Genomic DNA, 20,328 nt, shown 5'->3' with positions numbered 1-20,328 from the left:
AGCCTCTATGCGGTTTTGGGTAGCAAGCCCTGCGGCCGTACCACCAGCACGGCGAGGAACACGATGTGACCCAGCCAGATGCCCCAACCTGGATCGAAGTAAAAGCCCGCCTGCTGTGCGATCCCCAGTGCCATGCCGCCCAGAAACGTGCCCCAAAACGAACCCATGCCACCGATGATCACCGCCTCGAACGCATACAGCAGCAAAGCGGGACCGTCCGTGGGCGAAACGGCCGTGCGCATCGAATACAGCGCCGCCGCGACCGCGATCAGCACAAACGCAATGCCCATCGCCAACGCATAAGTGCGGCGGTACGACACGCCCATCAACTGCACGATCTCGCGATCATCGGAGGTCGCGCGGAACGCGTGGCCTAGTGGCGTGCGGCCGAACAACCACTGCATCGCGAATGCCAGCACCACGGTGGCGGCCAACGTTACGAGCGGCAAGTAACCGAGCGTGATGCCGGGTGCGACCGTGATGCTTTGCGATTCGAAACTGCCCGTCGCCACCGAGCGCGGATCGGCGGAAAAGACCTGCTGCAGCACGTTCTGGATCACGATCGAAAGTCCGAAGGTGACGATCAGCGAAGGCAGCGGATCGCGGCTGCTGACGCGGTTGAGGATGGCGTACTGCACCGCATAACCCGCACCGAACGCGATGACGAGCAGCAGAATGAGCGCGACGGCGAGCGGCAGATGCGCGAAGCCCGTCAGCGCGAACAGCACGAACACCAGCAGCACGATGAAATCGCCGTGCGCCGTGTTGGTCAAACGCATCACACCGAACACCAGTGACTGTCCCATCGCAAACAGCCCATACAGCGCGCCGAGCAGCACACCTTGCACGATGATGTTGATCAACGTATTCATGTGACCGCTCCAAAGTAAGCTTGAGTAATCGCTTCGTCGGACACTTGCGCCGAGAGGCCCGATAGCGAGACACGTCCTTCCTGAAAGCAATAGAAGCGGGACGAGACACGGCGCGCGAGCTGCACGTCCTGCTCGACCACGATGGCGCTCATGCCATCCGCGACGATGGCGGGCAATGCCGCATAGATCTCGCGCACGATGACCGGTGCAAGGCCGAGGGAAAGTTCGTCGCACATCAGCAGATCAGGATTGCTCATCAACGCCCGGCCAATCGCCACCATCTGCTGCTGGCCGCCGGACAATGCAGTGGCGGCGTGATGGCGGCGCTCCAGCAAGGCCGGGAAAAGCGCATAGATGCTTTGCAGATTCCAGCGTCCAGGCCGCTTGCAATACGCACCGAGCAGCAGGTTCTCCTCGACTGTGAGGCTGGCGAACAACCGCCGCCCCTCCGGCACCAGCGCAATCCCCTTGCCGACGATGCTCGCCGCAGCCGCACCACCGACGGGTTCACCCCGGTACACAATCTGCTCGGCACGGGTGCGCAGCAAGCCAGCCACCGACTTGAGGAACGTCGACTTGCCCGCGCCGTTCGAGCCAATCAACGCGATGACCTCGCCTTGCGCAACGGTGACATCGATACCGAACAGCGCCTGGAAGTCGCCGTAAAACGCGGTCAGGCCGCGTGTCTCCAGCAGAGCAGACATGATCACGCCTCCAGTCCAAGATAGACACGCCGCACTTCGGGGTCTTCCATCACCGCACCAGGAAGGCCTTCAGCGAGCTTCTTGCCGAAGTTGATGACGAGCAGCCGGTCCGCCACCGCGAGCAGGGCGTGCACCACGTGTTCGATCCACACGATCGTCACGCCGTGCTCCTTGACGCGACGAATTTCGTCGACGAGTTCGTGCGTTTCGGGTTCGGTCAAGCCGCCTGCGATCTCGTCCAGCAACAGCAATTGAGGTTGCGTGGCAAGGGCACGCGCCAGTTCGAGACGCTTGCGGTCGAGCAGCGCGAGTGTCCCGGCAAGCTGGTTGGCGCGCGCCTTGAGACCCGTGCGTTCGAGTACATCGACGCAGACGTCATAGGCCGCGTGCTCGGTCAACCCGCCGCCGAAGGTCGCTCCGACCAGCAGGTTTTCGAATACGGTCATGCCGCCGAACGGTCGCGGCACCTGATACGAGCGGCCAATCCCCGCCACGCACCGACGATGCGGCGGTAGTTGACCGACGTCGGCGCCGTCGAATTCGACGCTGCCCTGATCGGGACGCACGTCGCCACTGACCAGATTGAACAGCGTGGTCTTGCCGGCGCCATTCGGACCAAGGATGCCGTAGGTCTCGCCGCGCTCGACCGCGAAGCTCATGTTGTCGGTCACCTGCAGCGCGCCATAGCGTTTCGACACGCCGGTAAGTCTCAGGACACAGTTCATCGCCACGCTCCTTCGCCGTCAGGTCACGCGATCAGCTTGAGCGGGCCGGAAATCGGCACGGTCGGCGCGAGCTGGTTGTTGACGATTGCCAGATCGAAAGGGTGCTTCTGCCCTTTCACCCATTGGCCGCCGACCAGCGGCGTTTTGGCGACATTCTTGACCGGGCCGCTGCCCCAGGCGACATGACCCACCAGCGTGTCCAGTTTGGTCGACGCCACGGCATCGCGAATCGCTTCGTTCGAATCGACATCCTTGGCACGCTTGAGCGAATCCACGGCGATTTCAAACAATGCGTGGGCGAAACCGATCGGCTGGGTCCATTGCTTCGATGTCACACGCTCATAGTCGGCTGCCACCTGCTGGGCGCTTTGCCCCGTGAGCGACGACTTGAATGGATGCGACGGCGACCACCACACCTCGGTGGAAAGACCGTCACCAAGATCGCCTAGCGCTTCGATAGACGTCGGGAATAGCAATGCCTTGCCGATCGAAATCACCTTGGGCTTCAGACCTTGCTGGCGCGCCTGCACCAGAAAATTCTTGGCGTCGGGCGGAATCACCACGCCGGTTACGATCTGCGCATTCGCCTGCTTGAACGTGGAAATCTGCGCGGAGAAATCCTGCGTCATGCTTTGGAAGCGGCCCGGATCCTTCAGCGTGAAGCCCTTTTGAGCGAGCACCGGTGGAAAGCCCAGTTTCGCATCGCCCCACGCGTTGCCGTCACCATCGTTCGGGAACAGGCCGCCTACGCTGCGATTGGTCTGCACCGATTGCCACATGCCGGTGTAGACAGCAATCACGTCCTCGAGGCCCCAGAAGAAGTGATAGGTGAACCGGAAACCCTTTTTCGGGTCGCCCTTTCTACCGAAGAACCACGGCTGCCACGGCACCACGGTCGACACACACGGTGTTTCATTGATCTCGCAAACGTCGCTGACCGGGTTCGCGGTTTCGGGCGTGCCAGACACGAGCATGATGTCGACCTTGTCCTTGAGAATCAGGTCGTTTGCGACTTCGCCCGCTCGATTCGGATTCGATTGGCTGTCCTTGACGAGGATCGACACGGGATACGGCTTGCCACCTATCACAATGCCGTTTTTCAGCACCGTTCGCATCTGCTGGATCGTGAAGCGGTCTGCCTCTCCGAAGGGCGCGAGTGGGCCGGTTTGCGGCGATACGTAGCCGATCTTCAGCGTGCGTGGATTGGCGGCGAAAACGCGCGGTGTCAGCACAAGTGTCGCGGCAGCGAGCGCGCCGCCTGCAGCCAGCTTGATGAAGCGGCGCCGTCCGGCTTCGAAATTGAACTCTTCCATGGTTGTCTCCAATCCTTTATGTATGGTTCTGTGCGTCTGCGCTTTGTGCGCCGTTGGCCGCTACTTCGCTACATTGGCCTTCGCCCTTCAAACGCCGCCTCAAGCAGCGCGCGCAACGGCGCCCGCTCGACCGGACGCGGGTTCCAGTACGGATTCTTGAGTGCAAGATCGAGCGCGACATCGAGGTTCTCGGCCGTGACACCGATCTCCTTCAATGAGGTCGGCGCGCCATACTCACGAGCAAGATCGAACACGCCTTGCGCGGCATCGTCGGCGTGCAGCGCGCGCGCGATGCGCCGCATCGCTGCAGGCGCCGCGTCCCGGTTGTAGGCCAGCACATGCGGCAGCACAATGGTGTGGGTTTCCGCGTGCGGCAGATTGAACGTCCCGCCAAGCGTGTGACATAGCTTGTGATGCAGGGACATGCCAACGCTGCCAAGCACCGCGCCACACAGCCACGCTCCGTACAGACAGTTCGCGCGTGCCTCAAGATCGTCGGGCTTACGCATGACTTGTGGCAAGCCCTGCCCGAGCGCGCGAATGCCCTCCTCCGCCATCAGGCTTACCACCGGATTAGCGTCCTGTGCGTACAAGCCTTCGGCCGCATGCGCGATCGCATTGATCCCGCTCGTCAACGAAAGTGCAGGCGGCAGCGAAGTCGTGAGCGCCGGATCGTAGATCACCGTCTTCGGCAGGACACTCAGATCGCGCCCGGTTCGCTTCAGACCGCCTTCGGTGAGCCCGTAGATCGGCGTCATCTCCGAGCCTGCGTAGGTGGTGGGTATCGCAAGGATCGGCAGCGCGGTTTCCAGCGCAATGGCCTTGCCGAGGCCCGTGGTCGATCCGCCACCAATCGCTATCGCACAATCGGCGCCCACCGCTGCCGCATAGTCGCGCGCCCGGCGCGCCGTTTCCACCGGCACATGCATTACCGCTTCGGCGAACACACCCGCCGCTCGCGACCCCAGTTGCGCCGCAAGCGCTTCGGCCTGGTCACGCTGCTGCGGGGTCGACAGTACAAGGGCGCGGCTTGCCCCGAGCAGCCCGATCTCTCGGCTCAAATGTTCGAGGCTGCCCACACCGAAGATCACGCGCGCCGGCAGGCCGTTGTACACGAACGGATCCATGGCGGTTCAACGCGGGTAATAAGGGGGAATCTGCGCATCCACGTTGACCCAGACCGACTTGGGTTGCGTGTACTCGCGCATCGCTTCGAAGCCCATTTCACGGCCATAGCCGCTCGCGCCGACTCCGCCAAACGGCGAACCGGGACTCACGCGCTTGTAGCTGTTGATCCACACCATGCCAGCGCGCAGTTCACGGGCTATCAGATGCGCACGCTGCAGATCGCGCGTCCACAAACCCGCGCCGAGACCATATTCTGTGCCGTTGGCAATCGCGAGCGCTTCCTCGTCGGTACGGAAAGTGGTGACCGCCATGAACGGCCCGAACACTTCTTCCTGCGACACGCGATCTGAGGGCTTCGCCTCGACGATGGTCGGCTCGACATAGCAGCCGTTCGCGAGAGCCGCTGCATCCGGCGCCTTGCCGCCTGCCAGCACCCGGCCGCCCTGCTCGCGGGCAATGTCCACATACGACAGCACGCGGTCGCGATGCTGACGCGAGGTGAGCGGTCCCATCTCGGTGGCCGGATCGAGCGGATCGCCAATGCGAATCGTCCTGCTCAACGCGATCAGTTTCTCGAGCACTTCATCGGCGACAGATTCATGCACGATCATGCGCGACGCCGCGATGCAGGCCTGCCCCTGGTTATGGAAAATGCCAAACGCGGAGCCCTGCACGACCGCTTCGATATTCGCGTCGCCAAACACGATGTTCGCGCCTTTGCCGCCGAGTTCGAGTTGCACCTTCTTCAGGTTGCCACTCGACGCCTGGACGATCTTGCGTCCCACCGCGGTCGAACCCGTGAAGGCGACCTTGCTGATCTCCGGATGTTCGGCGATGTACTGGCCGGCTACGTGACCCAGCCCAGGCAGCACATTGACGACGCCCTCAGGAAAGCCCACTTCGGCCATCAGCTCGGCAATCGCGAGACTCGACAACGGGGTAAGTTCAGCCGGCTTCATCACCACGCAGTTGCCTGCCGCGAGCGCCGGCGCCATCTTCCAGCTCGTGAACATCAGCGGGAAATTCCACGGCACCACCTGGCCCACAATGCCCACGGGCTCACGCATCAGATAGTTCAGAAAGCCCTGCTCGACCGGAATTACCGAGCCTTCGAATTTATCGGCCATCCCGCCGAAGTAGCGGAACGTCGCGGCGGTGCGCGGCACGTCGAGATTGCGCGTGTCGCGAATCGGATGGCCGGTATCGAGCGATTCGAGCCGGGCGAGCTCATCCGCGTTCGCCTCGATTGCGTCGGCGAGCTTGAGCAGCAACCGTCCACGCTCCATTGCGGCGAGCTTGCTCCACTTCGGAAAGGCCGCTTTTGCAGCGGCCACCGCGCGGTCGATGTCGGCATGGCCGGCCATCGCCACCTCGGCTATAACCGAGTTGTCGTGGGGGTTCAGGGTGGCGAGCGTTTCGCCGTTTGCAGCCGGCACGAAGCGGCCGCCAATGAAGAGTTGCGTTTGCATGTCAGTCCCGCGCAAGTAAAACTGGACGTGACATCTCCCGCGGCGCCAGCAGTCTGGCGCCGTTCGTCTCGAACCGGGAGATGTCGAAAGGCTTAGAGCTGAATCGGATACGGCGGCAGTTCGCCGCTCTCGTAACGCTTCGGCAGATCAGGCGTGGCGTTCTCCCAGACCAGCAGCATCGAGCGCTTCTGCGAGTAGCCTTTGTGGCGGATATCGGCCGGCATAGCGGCAATATCGCCCGCGTTCATCGTGATGCGCGCCCGCGGCTCGCCGCTATCCTTGTCCGCGACGTCCCAGATGATCTGATCGGACAGTTGCAGGAACCACTCCACCCGGTCGTTGCCGTGAAAAACCGGCAGGACGAATTCTTCGGTGGTCGGACAAAACAGGCTTTGCTGGCACACCGAAGTAACCGACGGATTCCACGTCACATCCGAACGCGACAGGTACTTGAAGAGACTGAACGCGTGCAGCACGCCTTCGAAACCCGGTTCAGCGTGGATCTCGGGTTCGTCCTGAGCGACGTCAGCGAACTGGCGGTTCACCGGCAGATCGTCGCGCAGCGGCGAATCGCCTTCGAGACCAGGCATGCGTTTGGTCGCAATGCGTGTGCGTTCGATCGCCGCGATGTTGTCGCCGTGTTTGGTGCCGAACGCCGAACCCGTTTCTTCGGGCGCCGCGAACGGATCGAAGCCTTCGTTGACCCAGTCCTTCAGGATCGCCTTGAAGGTGGCCATGATGATCGGCGTATCGAACTGCTGCATATGGTCGACGCCCGCTTCCTTGAAGTTCGCGTTGTAGGCTCCCGCGTACATATCAACCTTGCCGTAATGATTGCGAGTGCCGATCACTTCGTCGAAATTGACCCAGCCGTAAAAGAAGCCCCACGCGACGTCGCGCATCATCGCGCGCAGGAAGTCGTCGGCATGCATCTGGTGCGAGCGGATCTGGCCTTTCGCCGGCCACTTGATCGTGGCGAAGTAGGCGTCGCGGCTAAATTCGAAGTCGCCGAGACGGAAGATGCGGTAGCCCGTGACCGGATCGGGCTCGCTCGCGGTAACGTTTTGCAGTCCGGTTAGTTTGTTGTCCATGATTGACTCCAGGAAGATCGAAGGTGAGCGATGGTGTGAAAGAGTGACTGGATGCGGGTCACTCATTGGATGCAGATATCGGCCCACTTCTCGACCGAATTGCGTCCAAGAATCGTCTGCACGAGCACGACGCCCTTCGTCACCGCTTCGAACCGGTAGGCTGCGCCCGCGGGCAGCAGCGCCTGATGGCCGCGCCGCAGGCGCACATAGCCCATCACCTGCCCCGAGGGTTGGCCGTCGAGACGTACCGTGCCTTCGGTCTGCGCATCGACAAGCGGTCCGTCCGACGGCTTGATGAAATGCACGTCGATTTCGCCATCCAGCACCACGGCGAACTCATCGTGCGCTGCAGCGAACCACGGCGACGACCCTTCGGCGCGCAGCGCTTCGATCACGTACTTGAGATTTTTGCCGACGACGACTTTCTCATAGGGCGCTGCGCGGCTCGCGACTTCGAACACGTTCGACATCGCGTAATGCTCCGGTTTGCCCTTGATGATTTCGATGGAGCCCTTACGATAATTGTCCAGGCTGCCGAACCAGGTCTGTTGCATGTCTGCCTCCATGTGTCTGTGAATGCGTTGCTTGCATCCAAGATTAAGTGGCGACCGGCGTAACAGCAATGATCTGAGGTTCGGGAATCACGAACCATGAGTGCAGCAAAAACCTGCTAGGGAAACTACCTGGGGGCTACCCCGGAGAGGGGCGGCGCGGCTCGTCACTCCTCGGCCAGCTCTTCGCCGACGCTCCTGGTGTCGTCGTCCGGCGGCGTAATGCCGAGCGCCCGGTCCCACGGCGGCTCCTGCAGGTAGCGGGCGCGCAGGAAGTCGACGAACGCCTTGACCTTGGTGGTCGAGCGGTGCGAGGCCGGATAGACGGCGGAGAGCCACAGCGGCGGCGCCGCGTAGTCCGGCAGGACACGATCGAGACGCCGTTCGAGCAGATCGGCGGCGGCAACCATCGTCGGCAGGTAGACGACGCCTGCACCAGCCCGGGCGAACTCGAGCAGCAGATGAACGCTATTACTTTTAAGCACCGGATTAAGTGCGATTTCGAAGGTATCGTTGCCCTTCATCAGCGGCCACTTGTCGCCCCACGGGTAGTACGAATAGCAGGCGAAGTCGTGACGCAGCAGGTCGAGCGGCGTCTCGATGACCGGTTCTTCCTTCAGGTAGCCGGGAGCGCCGCACAATACGCCGCGCACGGGGAACAGGCGCCGCTCGACCAGCAGGTTCGACGCGGGCGGATAGATTTGCAGCGCGAGATCGAAACCCTCCTGGACCGGATCGATGACGCGGTCGTTGACGGTCACGACGAACTCGACACGCGGGTAGGTTTCGCGGAATTCAATCAAGGCCTGCGAGAAGTGACCGAGCGCGAAGCCGGGCAGCACGTGGATGTTGAGCGTGCCGGACAGCGAATGTGGCTCTCCGCGCGAGCGTCCGGACAGTTCGTGAGCGCGGTTGACCAGTTCGACGCATTCACGATAGTAGGTCTCGCCAAGTTCGGACAGCCGGACCGCGCGCGTCGAACGGTGAAAGAGCGGTACGCCGAAATGGTCCTCCAGTTGCTTGACGCGCGACGTCACGACTGACTTCGCCACGCCCAACTGGCGTGCTGCATTGGCGAAGCTCTGCGCCTCTGCGGCTCGCACAAAGGCCTCCATCGACATGAACAGGTCCATCTTATCTCCCGTAGCCGCTTTTCACGCGGTCTGATCCGATGGACTGAAGTTTAGCTCACCGTGCGCGATGCATTGCATGAGACTTACCGCCCTGTCCGGAACCCAAAACATAGCGATTCTTGCCATGCCGCTTGGCCTCGTAAAGACCTCGATCAGCCACCTTGAAGATTTCCGCGAGAGTCATTGTCTCGCTGAATCGCGATATGCCGATGCTGACCGTCACGACATGCGTTGAAATGCGTAGTTTCGCAACACTCTCACACAGCTGCTCCGCCAACGCGCACGCTGCACTCTCTTCCCCCGCGAACACCACGCCAAATTCCTCGCCACCGAGGCGGCCGTGGGCATGTGTCTGCGCGTGCCGCTCGATGAGAGCGGCCACGGCCACCAATACCTCGTCTCCGACGTCATGGCCCGACGTATCGTTGATGAGTTTGAAGTTGTCGATATCGATCAGCAGCAGATAGAAATCATGAGTGGCGGAGCGCGCGTGATAATCCGGCATGGCCTCCATCAAACTTCGCCGATTGTCGATTCCCGTCAGCGCATCTTTGAACGCAAGCTTGATCAGCTCTCTTTGAACGAGGAAGGTCCTTTTTCTTTCCCGCACGAAAAGGCAGTTGAGCAGCAAGCCCAGCGCACTCCCCGAGACGATAAAAAGAATGATCCAGCCCGAGTCCGGCGAATCGGTGATGAATCCAAGCCTGCCGTACGAAATGATGAACCAGACCGCAATGGCGCTCGCAAGATAGCTGTAGTAATCGGCGAACACCGGCGCCATGCCTACGGTCATCAGAATGCCCATGGGCAGGACCCAAAAGTCGGGATCCAGTGTTCCGCTAGCGTTGTTGTGGAAGCCGAATGCGACTGCCGCGGCACACACAAAGCAGCCAATCGAAACGAGCCACGCGTGACGCGCGAAATACGTCGTGGCGGCGCCGCTGAGCATCCCGATCAGTGCGATGGCCGTATACGTTCGGTCAAACGTAGCACCGGGGTTCGCGAAAACGCGGGATAGCATCCAGCCGGCGATGCCGAAAACCTGCACCCAAACGGCGAGATGGCGCAGGCCGATGGCTGAGCTGCGCCAGAACAGCCGCTCCTCGGAAACATCCTGGAAGACGGTTTCCCGTTCAAGGGACCTGATTTTATGAACGAACCGCATGGCTTGATCCTGGTGTCCGTGCGGAGCGGAAGGAGAAAAAGTCTGAAGATAAAGCGGGCATCTGATTGATCATTCGGCTGCTATGACGACACTATATCAAGTCAATACTCGTTCCCGGCAGCCGGGGCGCAGTCCAATACGACGTCAATCTTCAACGATTGTCAGAGCCGATATACCCGCTCCGCATTGTCGTGAAACAGCGCGGCCCGTTCGTCGGCAGAAAAATCCCGCGTGATTGTCTTGAACGCGTCGAACACCGCGTCATAGCTGCTGAACAGCTTGTCGACCGGGAAGTTGCTCGCGAACATGCAGCGATTCACGCCAAACGCTTCAATCGCACGGAGTACGAACGGGCGGATGCTATCCACCGTCCATTTCCAGTCGCCCATCCCCAGGCCGGATATCTTGCAGTACACGTTGTGCGCCGAAGCCAGCGATTTCATGCCCTGTTTCCAGTCCTCGATCTCTTCCGGCGTCCGGTCAACCGGCATGCCGGTATGGTTGAGGACCATCGGCGTATCGGGAAAGGCCCGCGCAAGCGCCAGCGCTTCTTCCATCTGCGTGTAGTAAAGCTGCAGGTCGAACGACAAGTTGTGACGCTTCAGCAGCGCATAACCGCGACGCCATTGCGGATCATCCATCAGGTGCGGGTTGTCGATAAACGTCTTCACTGGATCGCGGTGGAAGTTCAGGCATTGGCGAATGCCCCGCACATTCGCGTACTGACAGTGTTCCTCGATCACCGCCTGCGCATTTGGCGCAGCAAGGTCAGCGAACGCGACGATACCGTGCGGATAGCCATGCACGTCGGCAACTTTCTGGAGCCAGCGCGTTTCGGACACCGGATCGTTGTGATCGTATTCGACCTGAAGATGGACCGTTTTCACGACATTCTGATTCTTGATATCAGCGAGGAAATCGTCGATCAGATAGTCCTTGCGGATCGCGGAGTAGTCACCGAATACGCGCTCGAGCATCGGCCCCTGCAACCAGGGGTAGACGCCGGTCTTGAGATCGTAAAGATGATGATGCGGATCGATGATTGGCAGATTGTCCATGGTGTCTCCCGTATGAGGTCAGTCGGCGTTGAGGCGTGGACCGCTCGCGAGATGCGAGCGGCACCGCCTGCCGGCTCCGGTTGAAACATCAGTATTGACCCGCTGACGGCGGATAGACCCGTTTGACGGTTGCCTGGGCCTCCGGCTGGTCGATCGTCTCCTTCGTCACGAGCGGCTCCTTGAGCGCCAGTTCCTGCGTGGTGGGCTTGTGATTCAGCGCATTGAAGACCTGCGTGGTCGCGTCGATGCCCTGGCCTACCGCTTCCTGCAAGAAGATGCCCTGGATCTGGCCATCGCGCAGCAGCTTGATCGTCGTCGGGCTGCCGTCCGCTGTGACCACCGCCACCTTGCCGATACTGCCGCGCGTCTGCAGTGCCTTTGCAGCGCCGGTAGCGGCTTCGTCATACATGCCATAGATGCCCTTTACGTCGGGGTGAGCGGTCAGCACATCGTTTGCCTGCTGAACCGCTTCGTTGACAGTCAGCCCATGCGTCTCGAGCACCTGCACAAGTTCGCAGCCGTCGGCCTTGAACGACTCCTGCGCGCCCTTCATGTACTTCTGCGCATTCTCGCGGTCTTGCGGCAAGGACAGCATCGCCACCTTGTTGCTGCCACGATCTTTCGCGAGCTTGCAGACGTACGCGCCCTCGGCCTTGCCCGTGTCGTAGTTATTCGCAGTCACTGCCGACGTATAGTCCGTCTGACCGGCCTGCGGCCCGATGCCTGCGAATGCGACCGGCACCGACTTCTCCTTCAGGAGACGCAGCACAGGTGGCGTGCTCGTCGAACTGACCGGCCCCATCACAATCGCAGTGACGCCGCGTGTCAGTGCCGTGCGCACGTTGTCCATCTGCTTGGCGGGCGAGTTCTCCGACGTGAACTCTACATAGTCCATTCCAAGTTCTTTCGCCCTTTGCTTGACGCCGTAGGCAACCCACTGCCAGTACGAAATATCCAGTGACGGTGCGATATACGCAACCGTCTGCTTGTCCCCCGCGACGGACGCCTGCGATGCGAATGCCGTTGCAAACGCCAGTACCGATGCTGCGATAACCTGTGCAACCGGCCGGCCCGAGAACCTGCTTCCTGCTGTTGATGCGCGCTTTTCCATGATTGTCTCCTTCATGCTAGCTTGAGCAAACCCGTGCTTAACGCCGGGCTTTGGTAACACGGTCCACGAGGACCGCGATGAGAATGACGACACCGGTAACGGTGCCTTGCCAGAAACTGTTGACGCCAATGAGGTTTGCTCCGTTCTGGATAATGGTGATCATCAGCGCCCCGAGCAGCGCGCCAATCGCCGAGCCCGTGCCGCCAAAGAGACTTGCGCCGCCAATCACCACTGCCGCGATTGCCTGCAGCATCAGGCTCGAGCCGGCTGTCGCTTCCGCATTGCTGATGTATGAGACGCTGACGATGCTCGCGAATGAAGCGAACAGCCCAGAAAGCAGGTAAGCGCCGAGCCGGACACGATTGACCGGAATACCAATCACCCGCGCCGAAGAACTGCTACTGCCGATCGCATACAGCCACCGCCCGGCGACGACCTTGCGCAGACTGAACTCGATGGCGACGAGGAACAGCACACACCACAGTGCGTAATTCGGCAGGCCGGGAATCAGCGTTCCCGAATTCAGCAGCCAGTAGTCGGGGTTGGAGATAGGCAGAGAATGGCCGTCGGTGACGATGAAAGAGAGGCTGCCCGCAATCGCATACGTGCTGAGTGTCACCACGAACGGCGCAAGTCCGACGAAGGTCACGAGCGCACCGTTGATGGCGCCAATCAGGATGCCTACGGAAAGTCCGGCGCAGCTGCTGATAATCGCGCCGTAGCCGTGCGCCATCGCAAGACCGGTGACCATGCCCGTCAGCGAGAAAACCGAGCCGACGGACAGATCGATGCCGCCCGTGATGATCACGAGCAGCACGCCGAACGCCATGATGACTAGCGGTGCGGCCGCCTGCGTGACGTTGGAGATGTTGCCACCGGACAGCGCGGCCGGCACGATCATGCCAACCGCGAGTTCGATCACGATGATGGCGAGCGCAATCGCAATCTCGGTGCGATACGCCGACAGCAGACGGCGACCCGCGCCGCTGCGCCGCACGTGCCCCTCCGGGATCGAGTGAGTGACTGATTTCATGACTGTCTCCAAGTAAATATCGTTCTTTCGCGGGCCGGATCTAGGCGGCCATGCCTGTTGCGGCGGCGAGTTGCGTTTCGTTGACATCGGCGTGCCGCAAGACTTCGGTTGGCTTGCCGTCCAGGTCGAACGCAAGCACCGTGTCGCACAGTTCGACCAGCTCGATGTATTCCGTCGACCACCAGACGATCGTCGTGCCCTGCTGCGCCATCTTGCGAATCAGCGCGTAGATTTCGCGCTTCGTGCGGATGTCGACGCCGCGGGTTGGCTCTTCGAGCACCAGCAGTCTTGGCCGAAGCAACAGCCAACGAGCTATCAGTAGTTTTTGCTGGGTGCCGCCGCTCAAGGTCGCCGGCAGATCCCACAGCGAACCCGCGCGGATCTTCAGCGCTTCGAGCAACTGCGTGCTTTGTTCGATCTCCGCGCGTCCGACGACATTGCGCCGGTTGACGACACGTGCGGCCGCGACGAGGTTGTCGACGATCGGCAAGGTGGCGAGGATGCCTTTGTTCGAGCGGTCTCCCGAAACGAAGCCGACGCCATCGCGCGCTCCCGCGCAGGGATGTGAATAGCTGACCCTGGCGCCGTCGCGCGTGATGGCCCATACGCCAGCAGGTGCGATGCCGGTCAACGCGTCGATCAGCGACGACGGGCCAACGGGCGCACCCGCCAGGCCGACAATGACGCCTGCGGGAACCTCGATCACTACGCCATCGCGCTCGATGCGAAGTGCACCGCGATGGGTAACGGGCATTGCCTGTAGGCTGTCGTCGCCGCCTTGCTCCGTGGCAAGGTTTGAACGTCCCAATTCCGCCGACTCGGCGACGCTCGCCGCCGCCTCGTCGACCACGACGCTTTGCCCCATGCATTCGACAATTTCACGGTCCGTGATCGCATCCAGCGCGGCGCGGTCGACTGCGGTCTTGCCGTCGCGGATGATCGTGCAGACATCCGCGATCTGGCGAATTTCACGCATCCGGTGCGAGACGAACAGCACCGCGAGTCCCGTGTCGGCGATCAACCGGCGTATCACCGCAAAGAGCCGCGTCGTTTCTGCTGCGGTCAGATTGGCGGTCGGCTCGTCGAGCAAGAGCAGCTTTGCACCGGATCCCAGCGCGCGTGCAATCTCCACCAGTTGCCGCTCGTGTAACGTTAAAACGCTCACCAGCCGTCCCGCCGATTCGCGTGCGAAGTGAGGGTCGATTAGCGACAGCGCTTCGATTGCGATGTCCATCGAGGCGCGCTCGCTGTATCTGGCGGCTCCACGCCGCAGCCGTGGCATCGCAATGTTCTCTGCGACGGACAGATGCGGGAGCAGAGCCAGTTCCTGATTGACGACCGCGATCGTGCCCGCCGCAACGTGCCCACCCACGGAGGCGCCCAGCGCTTGCCCGTCGAATTCGAGTGTGCCGCCGTCGCGCTCGTACTGGCCGGAGATGATCTTGATCAGCGTCGATTTGCCCGCGCCATTACCACCTAGAAATGCGTGGACCTCACCGGCCGCGATCGACAGGTCGAAGCCCTTCAGCACGCTGGTGGGTCCGAAGCTTTTGACGATCGAACGGGCTGTCAGCAGGTAATGTTGCTCAGCCATGGCGCCGTACCGCGCAGGCAGGGTTTAGGCGAACGTCGGTTGATCGCTCTTTCACGCGGAAAGTCGGATAATTCATTACTGTCTCCTACGCAGTTGTTGCACTGCGCAATTCATGTTTGTGATTTGCCGCCTTGCTGCCCCTAAGATGGCCTCTCCGGCAGTGGGAACTTCGTGCTTCCCTGGTTGTGCGGCTTGTTGACAGAATGGCAGTGCAGATGGCATGCGAACAAGGCGGTTTCACTCAACTGCATCTGAAAAAAATTCACTATGCGCATCCCACCGGTTAAGGCCATCGTCGCTTTTGAGAGCGTGGCGAGAACGAAGAGCGTCAACCGTGCGTCTGAAGAATTGGGGCTGACGGCGTCGGCAGTGAGTCATCAGATCAGCAATCTCGAAGCGATCATCGGCCAGTCCCTTTTCTACCGGTCAGGCCGTGGACTCGTGCTGACGCCGACAGGCGAGCGCTATCTGTCCGATGTGACCGGCTCCCTTGCGGACCTGAGCCGCGCCACGGAGCGGGCGTCGAGCCGTGCGGACGTCGAAATCCTGCGTGTGCATTCCAGCCCCAGCTTCGGGCTGATGTGGCTGCTGCCACGACTCGCGTCGTTTCAGGAAGCCAACGGCGACATCCAGCTGAATCTGGCCTGCTCATATGAAGACGTATCGTTTACCAGCGGCTATTACGATGTCGACTTGCGCCACGGCTATGCCAACTGGCGCGATCTGGAGGTGCGCACCTTGCGCAACGAATTCATCGCGCCCCTTGCGTCACCGCGATATCTGGAAAGCCACCCGGTCAACACTCCGGAAGACCTGCTGGCCCATCGTCTGATCTATTCGGAGACACCGCTCGTGCAGTGGAAGCAGTGGTTCGGGCGTACTGGGGTTTCCGGCAAGCACAAGACCTTCGACTTTTCGTTCGACCGTTCATACATGTCGCTGGAAACGGCTGCGCTGGGTCTCGGCATCGCGCTCGAAAGCCTGATGCTCGCCTCCGTACGCATCAAGGAAGGCGCGCTCGTGCCGGTCTTCGACAGCACGCACTCCGTCGAAGTGGGCGCGCATCACCTGGTCTATCCCCCGCAAAATGCGGAATTGCCGCGTGTGACGCGGTTCATTGCGTGGATTGAGCGGGAGATTGGCCGCATGGATCGCCCGGCGTAGCAATCCGCACCCCGAAGCACGTCACCTGAAAATTTCTCAAGCATAGTTGAGCGGTACCTCGTTGATGCGACGGGCGGTGCAGTAGACACTGGGGCCATCACATCAACACTCAGGAGACAACGATGCTGCTCGAGAACAAGGTCGTAATCGTCACAGGTGCGGCCTCGCCGCGTGGAATCGGCAAAGCGACCGCCAAGGCGCTGGCCGCTCAGGGGGCACGCATCGTGATCCTCGATCTGCGCGAAGAAGACGCGAAAAGCGCCGCCGCCGATCTCGGTGACGGCCATCTGGGCCTCGCCTGCGACGTCACCGACAAGTCCGCGTGCCTCGCGGCCGCGAAGGCGACGATCGATCGTTATGGCCGCATCGATGGTCTCATCAACAACGCCGGCATCACGCAGCCGGTGCGCACGCTAGACATCAGCGCCGAAGGCTTCGACGCCATCATCGACGTCAATCTGCGCGGCACGCTCTATATGTCGCAAGCGGTTCTGCCGGTTATGAAAGAGCAGAAAGGCGGCAGCATCGTCTGCATGTCGTCGGTATCGGCGCAACGCGGCGGCGGCATTTTCGGTGGTCCTCACTACAGCGCGGCAAAAGCCGGTGTACTGGGTCTCTCGCGCGCCATGGCTCGCGAGTTCGGTCCCGACAGCATTCGCATCAACTCGATCACGCCGGGTCTGATTCAAACCGACATCACCGGCGGCAAGCTCACCGACGACATGCGCGTCGACATCATCAAGGGGATTCCCCTTGGCCGGCTCGGCGACGCTGCCGACGTCGCCAACGCCTGCCTCTTCCTGGTCAGCGACCTATCGACCTACCTCACGGGCATCACGCTCGACGTGAACGGCGGCATGCTCATACATTGACGACAGCGCCCGCCGCCAGCGGGCGTTGCATCCCAGGCACCCGGGCAAACCCGAGGCCATGGGCGCAACAAGTTGCATGGGATGGGAGTAAGCGTTAAGGCGCTAACTCCCATCAATAGGAGACAGAAATGAAAACAAAGTACCCCGCCTCGGCTAGCGTCGGCGATATCTTGCCGCAGACGGACTCGAGAACCTTCGAATCCAGAACCTACGCGAAAGTCAGCCGGCGTCTCATCCCATTCCTGATGCTGTGCTACCTCGGCGCCTATCTCGACCGGGTCAACGTCGGCTTCGCGAAACTGCAGATGCTGAACGACCTGCGGTTTAGCGAGACTATCTACGGCATGGGCGCGGGCATTTTCTTTCTCGGCTATTTTCTGTTCGAAGTGCCAAGCAATCTGGTCCTGCATCGCGTCGGCGCCCGCAAATGGCTTGCGCGAATCATGCTGACGTGGGCGGTGATCTCCGCCAGCTTCGTGTTCGTCAAATCGCCCACGGCCTTTTACGTGCTGCGTTTTATGCTCGGCGTCGCGGAGGCTGGCTTTGCTCCTGGCGTGATTCTCTATCTGACGTACTGGTTTCCGGCTGCGCGCCGCGCCAAAGCGTTGTCACTGTTCTTTATGGCAATTCCGTTGGCCGGCATGATCGGCGGCCCGCTGTCGGGCTGGATCATGCACTCGCTTCAAGGCACGCTAAGTCTCTCCGGCTGGAAGTGGCTCTTCGTGCTCGAAGCGCTGCCGTCGCTCGTGCTGGGTGTCGCGATCCTGCTGTACCTCGACGACAGCATCGTTAAGGCAAAGTGGCTGACGGAATCCGAAAAGACGCTGCTGGCACGCAATGTCGACGGCGATAACGCGCATAAGATCGCGCATATCTCGGTCAAATCGTTTATCGGCGACCGCCGCTTGTGGCTGATGGCCGGGATCTACTTCTGCGTCGTGCTCGGTCAGTATGGCCTGACCTTCTGGCTGCCGACGATCATCCGCAAGGCCGGTGTCGCCGATCCGCTCTGGGTCGGCGCGTTCACCGCTATTCCATATCTGTGCGCCATCATCGCGCTGCCGCTGATCGGCATGAGTGCGGACCGTCATCGCGAACGCAGGCTGCATCTGGCCATTCCCATGCTGATTGCTGCGGCGGCGTTCGGAGTACTGCCGACGCTCGGCAGCGTCCCGGCATCCATCGTCTGTCTGAGCGTTGCCGCAGCGGGCATCCTCGCCTCCTCTTCACAGTTCTGGTCTTTGCCGACGGCCTTGCTCGGCGGCATGTCCGCCGCAGCCGGAATCGCGGCCGTGAACTGCGTGGCCAACCTCGCAGGCTTCTTTTCCCCGGCGATCGTGGGCTGGCTGAACGATCTCACCGGCAAATCGACCGCCGGACTGATCTTCATCTCAGTCGCCGTCACGCTCGGCGCCGCTCTCGTCTTTCTGGTGCCCGCGAAGTCAGTGAACCGCTGAACCCTTTCAATCATTCCGACTGATCACAGGAGACAACATGAACGGTCCATCCATCGCGTCGACGGCAATGCTTGCCGAACACGCTTACCGTATCCGCAGAAACGCACTATTAATGGGCGAAGTCCAGGGACAAGGCTATATCGGGCAGGCGCTCGACATTGCCGACGTACTGGCCGTCGCCTACTTCGGCGCGATGCGCTATCGCCCGGAAGACCCCGAATGGGAAGGCCGTGACCGCTTCCTTTTGTCCAACGGTCACTATGCGATTGCGCTGTATGCGGCCCTGCTCGAAGCGGGCATTCTGCCAGCCGAAGAGCTCGAAACCTATGGAAGCGACGATAGCCGGCTGCCGATGTCAGGCATGGCCAGTTACACGCCGGGCATGGAGATGTCCGGAGGATCGCTCGGCCAGGGCTTGACCATTGCCGTGGGCCGCTGCCTCGGACTCAAGCGCAAAGGATCGGACGCCTTCGTATACACGCTGTTTTCCGATGGCGAACTCGACGAAGGCGCGATCTGGGAAGGGCTCATGTCCGCGAGTCACTGGAAACTCGACAACCTGATCGCCGTCGTCGACGTGAACAATCAGCAGGCCGATGGACCATCCTCGCAGATCATGGCGTTCGAGCCGCTGGTCGAAAAACTGCAGGCGTTCGGCTGGTTCACACAACGGGTCGACGGCAACGATATCGCCGCCGTGGCGGCTGCGTTCGACGCGGCGCGCAAGCATCCCGTCGCACAACCGCGCATGATCATTGCCGACACGCACATGGGCCGCGGCGTGCCGTTCCTCGAACAACGCGAGAAAAATCACTTTATCCGCGTCGACGCGCATGAATGGCAACTCGCGCTCGAAGCGCTGGAAGCAGGGAGACAAGCATGAGCAGCACAACGATTAACAAACCGCGCCTGAAGACCTCGGCGATGATCGCTTCAATTGCCGGTGAAGGACAGATCACGCGCTCCGCGCCATTCGGTCACGCCCTGGTGGAACTGGCAAAACAAAAGCAAAGCGTCATAGGCATGACCGCTGACCTCAGCAAATATACGGACCTGCACATTTTCGCCAAGGCGTTTCCGGAACGCTTCTATCAGATGGGGATGGCCGAGCAATTGCTAATGGGCGCAGCCTCCGGATTTGCGCATGAAGGCGCGCAGCCCTTCGTCACCACATACGCGGTTTTTGCCACCCGCCGCGCGTATGACTTTATCCATCAGACAATCGCCGAAGACAATCTGGATGTGAAGATCGTCTGCGCGCTACCGGGCCTGACCACCGGTTACGGTCCGAGCCACCAGGCCGCCGAAGATCTCGCGTTGATGCGGGCGATGCCGAACATGACGGTGATCGATCCGTGCGACGCACTCGACATCGAGCAGATGGTGCCCGCCATCGCGGCGCACAAGGGACCGGTCTATGCACGCCTCTTGCGCGGCAACGTGCCCGCGGTGCTCGACGAATACGACTACACGTTCGAACTCGGCAAGGCGAAGATGTTGCGCGATGGCGCGGAGGTGCTGATCATTTCGTCCGGCCTGATGACAATGCGTGCGCTCGAAGTGGCGAAGGCACTTGAAAGCGACAAGATCGGCGTGGGTGTGCTCCACGTGCCGACCATCAAGCCGCTCGACACGCAGACTATCGTGCGCGAAGCGAAGCGCTCGGGACGGCTGGTGGTCGTGGCGGAGAATCACACGGTGATTGGTGGTTTGGGCGAAGCGGTGGCAGCGGAGTTGATGCGCGCGGGCGTGTCATGCCCCTTCCGCCAGGTGGGACTGCCCGACGCGTTTCTCGCCGCCGGTGCGCTTCCGACGCTTCACGACCGCTATGGAATTTCGGCCTCGACCATGGGCGAATCGATCAAGGCGTGGTTGGGCTGAGGCGCAG

Annotated in this window: 19 protein-coding genes; 5 read left to right on the top strand and 14 right to left on the bottom strand. The window is 61.2% G+C overall.

Annotated features, from left to right (window positions below):
- Positions 1-5: 5 nt before the first annotated feature.
- The 14 genes from P3T40_RS20340 to P3T40_RS20275 form a co-directional block, all read right to left on the bottom strand.
- Positions 6-872, bottom strand: coding sequence for a branched-chain amino acid ABC transporter permease (locus P3T40_RS20340; RefSeq protein WP_429269526.1), 867 nt, complete (start codon positions 870-872; stop codon positions 6-8).
- The gene (locus P3T40_RS20335) at positions 869-1,576 is read right to left on the bottom strand and encodes an ABC transporter ATP-binding protein (protein ID WP_429269525.1); all 708 of its coding nucleotides are present in this window, start codon (positions 1,574-1,576) and stop codon (positions 869-871) included. The genes P3T40_RS20340 and P3T40_RS20335 overlap by 4 nt, the downstream gene beginning before the upstream one ends.
- 2 nt (positions 1,577-1,578) lie before the next feature.
- Positions 1,579-2,301, bottom strand: coding sequence for an ABC transporter ATP-binding protein (locus P3T40_RS20330; RefSeq protein ID WP_429269524.1), 723 nt, complete (start codon positions 2,299-2,301; stop codon positions 1,579-1,581).
- 23 nt (positions 2,302-2,324) lie between these two features.
- Positions 2,325-3,614, bottom strand: a complete 1,290-nt coding sequence (locus tag P3T40_RS20325) for an ABC transporter substrate-binding protein (RefSeq protein WP_429269523.1) — start codon at positions 3,612-3,614, stop codon at positions 2,325-2,327.
- 68 nt (positions 3,615-3,682) lie between these two features.
- Complete coding sequence (locus tag P3T40_RS20320; RefSeq protein WP_429269522.1) at positions 3,683-4,741, bottom strand: maleylacetate reductase; 1,059 nt, start codon at positions 4,739-4,741, stop codon at positions 3,683-3,685.
- A gap of 6 nt (positions 4,742-4,747) precedes the next feature.
- A complete protein-coding gene (locus P3T40_RS20315; RefSeq protein WP_429269521.1) occupies positions 4,748-6,211 on the bottom strand; it encodes an aldehyde dehydrogenase family protein in 1,464 nt (487 codons plus the stop codon).
- 92 nt (positions 6,212-6,303) lie between these two features.
- Positions 6,304-7,302, bottom strand: a complete 999-nt coding sequence (locus tag P3T40_RS20310; protein WP_429269520.1) for a hydroxyquinol 1,2-dioxygenase — start codon at positions 7,300-7,302, stop codon at positions 6,304-6,306.
- 62 nt (positions 7,303-7,364) lie between these two features.
- Positions 7,365-7,856, bottom strand: coding sequence for a hydroxyquinol 1,2-dioxygenase (locus tag P3T40_RS20305; protein WP_429269519.1), 492 nt, complete (start codon positions 7,854-7,856; stop codon positions 7,365-7,367).
- Positions 7,857-8,020: 164 nt separating this feature from the next.
- Positions 8,021-8,986 (bottom strand): LysR family transcriptional regulator, encoded by a 966-nt coding sequence (locus P3T40_RS20300; protein WP_429269518.1) that lies wholly within the window; start codon positions 8,984-8,986, stop codon positions 8,021-8,023.
- Between the two features lie 55 nt (positions 8,987-9,041).
- Positions 9,042-9,791 carry a GGDEF domain-containing protein gene (locus P3T40_RS20295; protein WP_429269517.1) on the bottom strand — a complete coding sequence of 250 codons (750 nt, stop codon included), beginning with the start codon at positions 9,789-9,791 and terminating at the stop codon, positions 9,042-9,044.
- A gap of 521 nt (positions 9,792-10,312) precedes the next feature.
- Entirely contained in the window at positions 10,313-11,200 is an 888-nt protein-coding gene (locus tag P3T40_RS20290; protein ID WP_429269634.1) for an amidohydrolase family protein, read from the bottom strand.
- Between the two features lie 97 nt (positions 11,201-11,297).
- Positions 11,298-12,320, bottom strand: a complete 1,023-nt coding sequence (locus P3T40_RS20285; protein WP_429269516.1) for a substrate-binding domain-containing protein — start codon at positions 12,318-12,320, stop codon at positions 11,298-11,300.
- A gap of 37 nt (positions 12,321-12,357) precedes the next feature.
- Positions 12,358-13,353, bottom strand: coding sequence for an ABC transporter permease (locus tag P3T40_RS20280; RefSeq protein WP_429269515.1), 996 nt, complete (start codon positions 13,351-13,353; stop codon positions 12,358-12,360).
- A gap of 40 nt (positions 13,354-13,393) precedes the next feature.
- Positions 13,394-14,947, bottom strand: coding sequence for an ATP-binding cassette domain-containing protein (locus tag P3T40_RS20275; protein WP_429269514.1), 1,554 nt, complete (start codon positions 14,945-14,947; stop codon positions 13,394-13,396).
- Between the two features lie 267 nt (positions 14,948-15,214).
- Between P3T40_RS20275 and P3T40_RS20270 the strand changes: the two genes are divergently transcribed.
- The 5 genes from P3T40_RS20270 to P3T40_RS20250 all read left to right on the top strand — a co-directional run bounded on the left by P3T40_RS20270 (position 15,215) and on the right by P3T40_RS20250 (position 20,321).
- Positions 15,215-16,111 (top strand): LysR substrate-binding domain-containing protein, encoded by an 897-nt coding sequence (locus P3T40_RS20270; RefSeq protein WP_429269513.1) that lies wholly within the window; start codon positions 15,215-15,217, stop codon positions 16,109-16,111.
- 122 nt (positions 16,112-16,233) lie between these two features.
- Complete coding sequence (locus tag P3T40_RS20265; RefSeq protein ID WP_429269512.1) at positions 16,234-16,983, top strand: SDR family NAD(P)-dependent oxidoreductase; 750 nt, start codon at positions 16,234-16,236, stop codon at positions 16,981-16,983.
- 128 nt (positions 16,984-17,111) lie between these two features.
- Complete coding sequence (locus P3T40_RS20260) at positions 17,112-18,440, top strand: MFS transporter (RefSeq protein WP_429269511.1); 1,329 nt, start codon at positions 17,112-17,114, stop codon at positions 18,438-18,440.
- 37 nt (positions 18,441-18,477) lie between these two features.
- Entirely contained in the window at positions 18,478-19,323 is an 846-nt protein-coding gene (locus tag P3T40_RS20255; protein WP_429269510.1) for a transketolase, read from the top strand.
- Positions 19,320-20,321: a transketolase family protein gene (locus tag P3T40_RS20250; RefSeq protein WP_429269509.1), complete on the top strand. Its 1,002-nt coding sequence runs from the start codon at positions 19,320-19,322 to the stop codon at positions 20,319-20,321. Before P3T40_RS20255 ends, P3T40_RS20250 begins: the two co-directional genes overlap by 4 nt.
- Positions 20,322-20,328: the final 7 nt, after the last annotated feature.

It is taken from the genome of Paraburkholderia sp. EB58 (assembly GCF_050436665.1).
GTDB lineage: Bacteria > Pseudomonadota > Gammaproteobacteria > Burkholderiales > Burkholderiaceae > Paraburkholderia.
This window is presented reverse-complemented; position numbering and strand designations above follow the sequence as displayed.

Coding starts and splice junctions, on each gene's coding strand:
- P3T40_RS20340 (WP_429269526.1), bottom strand. CDS start 872: ATGAATACGTTGATCAACATCATCGTGCAAGGTGTGCTGCTCGGCGCG.
- P3T40_RS20335 (WP_429269525.1), bottom strand. CDS start 1,576: ATGTCTGCTCTGCTGGAGACACGCGGCCTGACCGCGTTTTACGGCGAC.
- P3T40_RS20330 (WP_429269524.1), bottom strand. CDS start 2,301: ATGAACTGTGTCCTGAGACTTACCGGCGTGTCGAAACGCTATGGCGCG.
- P3T40_RS20325 (WP_429269523.1), bottom strand. CDS start 3,614: ATGGAAGAGTTCAATTTCGAAGCCGGACGGCGCCGCTTCATCAAGCTG.
- P3T40_RS20320 (WP_429269522.1), bottom strand. CDS start 4,741: ATGGATCCGTTCGTGTACAACGGCCTGCCGGCGCGCGTGATCTTCGGT.
- P3T40_RS20315 (WP_429269521.1), bottom strand. CDS start 6,211: ATGCAAACGCAACTCTTCATTGGCGGCCGCTTCGTGCCGGCTGCAAAC.
- P3T40_RS20310 (WP_429269520.1), bottom strand. CDS start 7,302: ATGGACAACAAACTAACCGGACTGCAAAACGTTACCGCGAGCGAGCCC.
- P3T40_RS20305 (WP_429269519.1), bottom strand. CDS start 7,856: ATGCAACAGACCTGGTTCGGCAGCCTGGACAATTATCGTAAGGGCTCC.
- P3T40_RS20300 (WP_429269518.1), bottom strand. CDS start 8,986: ATGGACCTGTTCATGTCGATGGAGGCCTTTGTGCGAGCCGCAGAGGCG.
- P3T40_RS20295 (WP_429269517.1), bottom strand. CDS start 9,791: ATGGGCATTCTGATGACCGTAGGCATGGCGCCGGTGTTCGCCGATTAC.
- P3T40_RS20285 (WP_429269516.1), bottom strand. CDS start 12,320: ATGGAAAAGCGCGCATCAACAGCAGGAAGCAGGTTCTCGGGCCGGCCG.
- P3T40_RS20280 (WP_429269515.1), bottom strand. CDS start 13,353: ATGAAATCAGTCACTCACTCGATCCCGGAGGGGCACGTGCGGCGCAGC.
- P3T40_RS20275 (WP_429269514.1), bottom strand. CDS start 14,947: ATGGCTGAGCAACATTACCTGCTGACAGCCCGTTCGATCGTCAAAAGC.
- P3T40_RS20270 (WP_429269513.1), top strand. CDS start 15,215: ATGCGCATCCCACCGGTTAAGGCCATCGTCGCTTTTGAGAGCGTGGCG.
- P3T40_RS20265 (WP_429269512.1), top strand. CDS start 16,234: ATGCTGCTCGAGAACAAGGTCGTAATCGTCACAGGTGCGGCCTCGCCG.
- P3T40_RS20260 (WP_429269511.1), top strand. CDS start 17,112: ATGAAAACAAAGTACCCCGCCTCGGCTAGCGTCGGCGATATCTTGCCG.
- P3T40_RS20255 (WP_429269510.1), top strand. CDS start 18,478: ATGAACGGTCCATCCATCGCGTCGACGGCAATGCTTGCCGAACACGCT.
- P3T40_RS20250 (WP_429269509.1), top strand. CDS start 19,320: ATGAGCAGCACAACGATTAACAAACCGCGCCTGAAGACCTCGGCGATG.